We start from the raw sequence: 6,387 nt of genomic DNA on the forward strand, positions 1-6,387 counted from the left end.
TTGGCTTGCCAACTGCAGGGCTACCGAAAGCCCGCCCTGTACTGCGAAGCAGTCAGGGTCGGGTAGTTTACAACCATTCTGTGTTCGGGGCTGAGCTGAGCCATGCTTTGCTGTAGAGCCTGTTGGTAGTGCAAGTGCATCAGGTCGGGGCCAGGGTGAGCGATATCCGATCCGAGGGCCAGGTTTTGGATTTGGGAGCGTTGCCGGGCGCAGCGCCGTCGCTGATCTGAGGCCACATTCCAGCAGATGCGATACAGCCAAGTGGAAAACTGGGCCGAGCCGCGAAACCGAGGCAACCCTTTCCAGGCACGAATAAACACTTCCTGTACCAGGTCATCCAAAAGATCGGCTCCACACAAGGGATAGAGGATATTCCGTACCGACTGCTGGTATTTGCGGTAGAGTTGGCGAAAGCTCTGGCTGTCGCCGTTGAGGCAGCGCTGGATCAGCTCCCAATCGGATGTATCCTTTGCCGCCTGCACGAGAGGACGCTCCCTTGTTCTCAACCTTGCTTTGTCTGACTCCCAATGCCCCCAAAAGGTTCAAAGGATCCCTGTCTACGATGGCCCTCCACTTCCCGCCAAGCAAGATATGGTCGTTTAGGCTAGAGTGAGACACCTGGGCTATACGAGAAAAGCCTTATGGCCCCATGCATTATTGCTCCGCAGCGCTGACGCGACGACGCGACCAATGTTTTAGGTGTGGGTGCAGTGTCCTAGTTTGAGTCGAAATGACCATCCCGGCATCTTCTGATTGCCGTTTTCCCTCAAAGGATACCCGCCGGCAGGTGTAGACAAGCCAATCCCTCTTGCCTGTTCGCACTTTCTCAATCCCAATTCTGTTGAATTCTATTGGCTCGTCGACCTACAATTCCAATAATACCAAAAAGAGGGAATGAAAAGCTGATCTTCATGCCTGCCTGGCCATGGCCAAAACAACTCAGATAACCGATAAACCCGATCTGTTTGGATTCCTCTATCATCACCCGACGCTCATCCTTGCCATTCTGTTGGGTCCACCTCTCATTTGGTTACTGGTCTTTTACTTGGGGCCGCTGCTGGCGCTGCTGCTGCAAAGTTTTTATCACCTGGATCCCTTTACCGGCCTGATCCTGAGAAAGTTGACTTTGGCCACCTATCGAGAGCTGCTCACTCCTGCCAGCGTGGATATCTTTGTCCGCAGCTTGACTATGGCTTTGGCAGTGACCCTAGCTGCAATTGTGTTGGCTTTTCCTCTGGCTTATACCATGGTCAGACTGGCCTCTCCTCGCTGGAAGGACTTTTTGTATTTGTTGGTGCTCCTACCGCTTTGGTCTAGTTATTTGATTCGGGTTTATGCCTGGAAGTTGATCCTGGCCAAAGAAGGGATCCTCACCTATCTACTCACCCATGTGGGCCTACAGGTCTGGGTGGAAAAGATTTTGCAGTTGCCCGGGATCGGTGGGCCATCGCTGGCTGTATCCAACTTGGGTATTTTCTTGGTGTTTCTCTATGTTTGGCTGCCCTATATGATTCTGCCGATCCAGGCGGCTTTGGAGCGAGTGCCCGATAGCTTAATTGAGGCTTCTGCAGATTTGGGAGCTCAGGGTTGGCAAACGTTCCGCCATGTTATTCTCCCCCTCGCCTTGCCAGGGATCCTGGCCGGGTCGGTCTTCACCTTTTCCTTAACGCTAGGAGATTTTGTGGTGCCTTATTCTCTGGGCAATTCCAGCTATTTCATCGGGCAGGCAGTTCTCGCCTTTCAGGGCACCTCTGGCAACATTCCCTTGGCGACAGCCTTCACGGTTGTGCCGATGGGGATCATGACCGTCTATCTGCTAGTGGCCAAGCGGCTGGGGGCTTTTGAATCGGTGAGCTGACCCGATCAAGGATTTTTCCAACACATGAGGAGCCAACTGAGCTAGGCTGGTAACTGTTAACGAATGTATCGGGCTGTCCCTATGGTGCTCTTTGGCTTTGGCAAACTTGGCAAGAAACTGTCCCTGCCCAAACCGGAAGAAGCCTTGCCGGGCCGGGCCGAGCCGATGGTGATCGTGAATCGGCATTTTGTCAATGGCCATCCGCTGCAGCCGCCTTTTCCCGAGGGCATGGAGCTGGCCATGTTCGGCATGGGCTGCTTCTGGGGGGCAGAGCGCAAGTTTTGGCAGGTGCCAGGGGTGTTCAGCACAGCGGTGGGCTACGCTGGCGGGTTTACCCCCAACCCCACCTATGAAGAGGTCTGTACTGGCCTGACCGGCCACAACGAGGTGGTGCGGGTGGTTTACGACCCAGCTCAGGTCAGCTATGCCCAACTGCTGAAGGTGTTTTGGGAAAATCACGACCCTACCCAGGGGATGCGCCAAGGCAATGATGTGGGCACCCAATACCGCTCCGGCATCTATGTGTATTCTCCGGCGCAGCGGGAGCTGGCGGAAAAAACCCGCGATCTCTATCAGCAGGCCCTGACCGCCCACGGCTACGGCCAGATCACCACCGAGATCTTAGACGCGCCTGAGTTTTACTACGCCGAAGACTACCACCAGCAATATCTGGCCAAGAATCCGCGCGGCTACTGCGGCCTGGGGGGCACTAAGGTTTGTCTGCCAGAGATCCTCACCGAGCCCGTCTGATCCACACCCTGACGGATCAAAAGATCCGGCGGGAATGGGATCCCCGCTCAAGGAACTCCCTAGCCACTAGGGTTACCACCGCCAGCAAGGAGAGCACCACCGCCGCCGCATAGGCTGAGCCGGTGGCATAACTGCGGTAGGCATCTTCCACGAACAGGGGCAAGGTCTGGGTGCGGCCAATGATGTTGCCGGAAACCACAGCCACAGCGCCGAACTCCCCCATGGCGCGGGCATTGGTCAAGATGACGCCGTACAGAAGGCCCCAGCGGATGTTGGGCAGGGTGATTCTCCAGAAGATCTGCCAGGGGGTCGCCCCCAGCGTTTTGGCGGCTTCTTCCTGGTCGGTGCCTGCCTCCTCCAACACCGGCAACACTTCCCGCGCCACAAAAGGAAGGGTGATGAAAGCCGTTGCCAACACAATGCCCGGAAATGCAAAGATAACCCGCAAGTTCCAGGATCCCAGCCAACCCTGACGCCCGAAGATGAGCACCAGCATTAGGCCAGCCACCACCGGGGAAATGGAAAAGGGCAGATCGATCAGGCTCAGCAGCAGCGCCCGCCCCGGAAAACGCCGATGAGCAATGGCCAAGGCAGCACAGAGGCCGAAAAAGGTATTGAGGGGCACAACGACCAGGGTGGTTAGCACCGTCAATCGCAGGGCACTGAGCAACTCCCGCTCTGTCAGGCGATGGAGAAAGGCTGGGATCCCTTCTCGAAACGCCTGATAGAAGATGTTCACCACCGGGATCCCGAGCAGCAGCGCGATGTAAAGCCCGACGATCCCGATCAACAGGCCCGACAGCCATGTTGAGGGCTTCGGTTTGACACCTGCTACCTCGTCAGGTTTCATGGCGACTTCCCCAGGCTTGCAGAAGGTTAATTACCACCAGCGACAGGAAAGAGATCCCCAACATCACCGTTCCGATCACCGTTGCCCCGGCATAGTCGTGTTGTTCCAGCCGCTGAATCACCAGCACCGCCGCGATCAAATCCCGAAAGGGAATGCTGGAAGCAATGATCACCACAGAGCCGTATTCCCCAACGGCGCGGGAAAACCCCAGGGCCACCCCGGTGAGCACTGCCGGCAGAATCTGGGGCAGCACCACCCGTCGGAAGGTCTGAAAGCGGGAAGCCCCCAAACTCCAGGCTGCCTCTTCCACATCTTTCTCCAGCTCCTGCAACACCGGCTGCACCGTCCGCACCACAAAGGGAAAAGAAATAAACAGCATCGCCACCCCCACCCCCAAGCGGGTAAAGGAGATGCGGATCCCCAAGGGGGCCAAAAGGGATCCAATCCAGCCGTTGCTGCTGTAAACCGTTGCCAGGGTGAGGCCGGCCACGGCGGTGGGCAAAGCAAACGGCAGATCGATCAACCCCTCGAGAAGCTTTTTGCCGGGGAAGGCGTAGCGCACCAGCACCCAGGCAGTCAGGGTGCCCATCACGCCGTTGATCAGAGCCGCCAGCAACGCGGTTACAAAAGTAACTTCATAGGCGGAGAGGGCCACGGGATCCGTCGCGATCCGCCAAAACTCCGCCCAGCCCACGCTGCTGGACTTGGCAATCAAGGCAGCCAGCGGCAGAACCAACATCAAGAAGAGATAGCCCAGGGTCAGCCGCCACGGCCAAGACAGTTGAGACAAAGCTTGCAGCAACGTTTCTCAAGCTCCCACCGGCATTGCGGTCATCTCGGTTTTTTTGACGGGAAAGGCTTTCACCACCTTGGGGCGCACATAGACCTGCTGCCCCACCTGCAGGGGTTGGTTGGCATATTGCTCGCGGCTGAGATGGGCCCACAGGGATCCGCCATCGCTAAGAATCAGCTCCGCCTGAATCTCCCGACCCAGGTGGATGATCTCCTTAACGCGGGCAGAAACACCACTGCTGCCGGGGTTGACCTCAATCTGCACATCGTGGGGGCGCAAAAAAAGCTGATGCGGGCCGGCCTGCACCTCGGGAAGCTGGCAAAAGAGTTGGGAGCGGGGAGAAAGCTCGTTGACCGGGCCGACAAAGCTCATCACAAAGGGTGTAGCTGGATGGTCATAGATTTCTGCCGGGGATCCCACCTGTTCGATCCGCCCCTGGTTCATCACTACGATCTGATCCGCCACCTCCATGGCTTCCTCTTGGTCGTGGGTTACAAATACCGTTGTCACATGCACCTCATCGTGCAGGCGCCGCAACCACTTGCGCAGCTCTTTGCGGACTTTGGCATCCAGGGCCCCAAAGGGCTCATCCAACAACAACACCTGCGGCTCCACCGCCAAAGCGCGGGCCAGGGCCACCCGCTGCCGCTGCCCCCCAGAGAGTTGAGAGGGGTAGCGATCCCCGAACCCCGATAGCTGCACCAGCTCCAGCAGCTCATCCACCCGTGCCCGAATCTCGGCCCGTGAAGCCTTGCGGATCTCCAAGCCAAAGGCGATGTTCTGCCGCACCGTCATGTGCTTGAACAGGGCGTAGTGCTGAAAAACAAAACCAATGTTGCGCTCCTGGACGCTGGCATGGGTAGCATCCCGCCCGGTGAGGGAAATCCGCCCCGTATCCGGCTTTTCTAGGCCGGCAATCAGGCGCAGCAGGGTGGATTTGCCAGAACCCGATGGCCCCAAGAGGGCAACCAGGGATCCCGTGGGAATGGTGAGATCGGTGGGGTGAAGGGCCTGAAACTCGCCAAAACGCTTCGATACCCCTTCGATGGTGACACCCATAGGTTCTGCCTAGCTAGTGGTTTGCCTGAGAAGTTGCTGGATGGTTGCCGGCTGAGTCTTCTGGAGAGGGTGAGGGAAGTTAAACCCGCGGCTAATCTACGGTAAACCTGTCAACAAACCGTTGATACAGCTCCCAGGATAACTTGAACGGGGATCCAAAACAAGGGAGACTCCCTACAACTGAGCTTGGATGCGGTCAAACAAGGCCCCATCGGCAAAAAAGCGGCTTTGGACAACCTCCCAGCCTCCCAGGTCGGCGACGGTAACCAGCTTCTCAACAGGAGGGTACCGCCAGGCAAACTCTTGGGCCACCGTCGGCTCCACCGGGCGAAAGCCCACCTCGGCAAAGGCCCGCTGCGCTTCTGGGGTGAATAGGTAGTCCACAAAGGCTTCGGCCACGGCACGGGTACCTTTGCGATCCACATTGGCATCCACCACGGCTACGGGGTTGTCGATGGAAATGTTGGGATCCGGCACCACATAGAACAGGGATTGGCCGCGCAGGCTGGCCAAGATCACCTCATGTTCGTAGGTGAGCAGGGCATCCCCTTGCCCTTTTTGGAAAAAAACATCGGTGGCCTCTCGTGAGTCCCGCGGCAAAATGCGGACATTCTTGTAGACCTGGGTGGTGAAGGCCAGAGCCTGGGGTTCAGGGACAGCGCTCCAGAGGGCTAAAAAGTTCCAGCGGGCGCCCCCTGAGGTCTTGGGGTTGGCGGTAACCACCTGCAAGCCGGGCCGAGCCAGATCTTGCCAAGAGCGGATCCCCTGGGGGTTGCCCTCCCGCGTTACAATTACTGCCACCGAACGGGTAACGATCCCTTGGTTGGGGGTACGGGCTTCCCATCCCGGCTGGATGAGACCCGCAGCCACGAGGCGCTCCACATCCAAAGCCAGGGCCAAGGCCACCACATCGGCATCCAGCCCGTCAATAACTGCCCGCGATTGCGTTGCCGAGCCGCCGTAGCTGCTTTCCACCCGCACCCGTTGCCCCGTTTTAGCCAGCCAGTGGGCCTCAAAGGCAGGAACGATTTTCCGGTAAGCGTCTCGAGTTACCGCAAAGGAGGCCAGGAGAATCGC

General features: G+C 57.9%; 6 protein-coding genes and 1 pseudogene. 2 read left to right on the plus strand and 5 right to left on the minus strand.

The annotated features are described in order from the left end of the window. Nucleotides 1–80 precede the first annotated feature (80 nt). A pseudogene (locus NW837_RS06810) lies at nt 81–482 on the minus strand (sigma-70 family RNA polymerase sigma factor); the annotation flags it as partial. A 443-nt stretch (nt 483–925) separates the two neighbouring features. Between NW837_RS06810 and NW837_RS06815 the strand changes: the two are divergent. Continuing rightward, nucleotides 926–1,858, plus strand: coding sequence for an ABC transporter permease (locus NW837_RS06815; protein ID WP_414330105.1), 933 nt, complete (start codon nt 926–928; stop codon nt 1,856–1,858). Nucleotides 1,859–1,939: 81 nt separating this feature from the next. Further along, nucleotides 1,940–2,608 carry a peptide-methionine (S)-S-oxide reductase MsrA gene (gene msrA, locus NW837_RS06820; protein WP_414330118.1) on the plus strand — a complete coding sequence of 223 codons (669 nt, stop codon included), beginning with the start codon at nt 1,940–1,942 and terminating at the stop codon, nt 2,606–2,608. Nucleotides 2,609–2,624: 16 nt separating this feature from the next. Here the strand turns inward: msrA and cysW are convergent, their stop codons facing one another. From cysW to NW837_RS06840, 4 genes are all read right to left on the minus strand, one after another. Next, entirely contained in the window at nt 2,625–3,458 is an 834-nt protein-coding gene (cysW, locus tag NW837_RS06825) for a sulfate ABC transporter permease subunit CysW (RefSeq protein ID WP_414330108.1), read from the minus strand. After that, nucleotides 3,448–4,260, minus strand: a complete 813-nt coding sequence (cysT, locus tag NW837_RS06830; RefSeq protein WP_414330111.1) for a sulfate ABC transporter permease subunit CysT — start codon at nt 4,258–4,260, stop codon at nt 3,448–3,450. Before cysT ends, cysW begins: the two co-directional genes overlap by 11 nt. Before the next feature lie 6 nt (nt 4,261–4,266). Further along, entirely contained in the window at nt 4,267–5,310 is a 1,044-nt protein-coding gene (locus NW837_RS06835; RefSeq protein WP_414330113.1) for a sulfate/molybdate ABC transporter ATP-binding protein, read from the minus strand. Between the two features lie 174 nt (nt 5,311–5,484). Further along, nucleotides 5,485–6,387: sulfate ABC transporter substrate-binding protein (locus tag NW837_RS06840; RefSeq protein ID WP_414330115.1), on the minus strand; the 903-nt coding region annotated here is incomplete at its 5' end.

This window comes from Synechococcus sp. R6-10 (assembly GCF_047461815.1).
GTDB lineage: Bacteria > Cyanobacteriota > Cyanobacteriia > Thermostichales > Thermostichaceae > Thermostichus.